We start from the raw sequence: 970 nt of genomic DNA, 5'->3' as shown, positions 1-970 counted from the left end.
CTCAAAAACCTACTCACCGCCATGGCCCGCGGAGTCTGCGACCACGACCCCCGCACCACCGGACAACGCCGCTCCGACGCCCTGGGCGCCCTCGGCGCCGGAGCCGACCACCTCACCTGCCAATGCAACAACCCCGACTGCCAAGCCACCGGCCCCGACCCCCGCTCCCGCGCCGTAGCGATCCACCTCCTCGCACAAGCCCTACCCCAATGGGCCACCCACAACGAGAGCAGCACCGCGACCGACGGCGGTGTCGACGACGCCGGCCCCGAACCCACGCCCAAGCCGCCCGCCGCACAACCACCCCGCGACCCCCGCATCCACGGCGACCCCGACCCCAACGACTACGCCGCCGACCGCGCACCCGCCGTCACCGGCCCTCCTGCCGTCATCCTCGGTGGCGGCATCGTGCCCGCACCCCTGCTCGCCGAACTGATCGCCACCGGTGCAACCGTCAAATACGTAGCCGACCCTGGCGACCTCGATACCCAAACCAGCTACCGGCCCTCAGCGAAGCTGACCGCGTTCGTCCAGATGCGCGACCTCGTCTGCATGTTCCCCGGCTGCGGAGTGGCCGCCCACTATTGCGACCTCGACCACACCACTCCCTGGCCGGCAGGACCCACCCACCCCGGAAACCTCGGGCCCAAATGCCGGACCCACCACCTCATCAAAACCTTCCACACCGGCGAAAACGGCTGGACCGACCTCCAACACCCCAACGGCAGCCACACCTGGACCTCCCCCACCGGCCACACCTACCACACCACCCCCTTCAGCCAAATCCTCTTCCCCAACTGGACAACCCACACCCCAACCCCACCCACACCCGCAGATCCAGCACCCACAACCACCACCGACCGGCACACCAAAATGCCACTCCGCCAACAAACCCGCCAACAAACCCACACCCAACGCATCAACACCGAACGCCGACTCAACACCGAACAAGACAAACCCCCGCCCTACT

1 protein-coding gene is annotated in these 970 nt (G+C 67.8%); it reads left to right on the top strand.

Annotated features, from left to right (window positions below):
- On the top strand, positions 1–970 hold a 970-nt coding region (locus ACZYZF_RS29455; RefSeq protein WP_463837599.1), incomplete at both ends, for an HNH endonuclease signature motif containing protein.

The organism is Mycobacterium sp. IDUB_24 (assembly GCF_055419385.1).
This window is presented reverse-complemented; position numbering and strand designations above follow the sequence as displayed.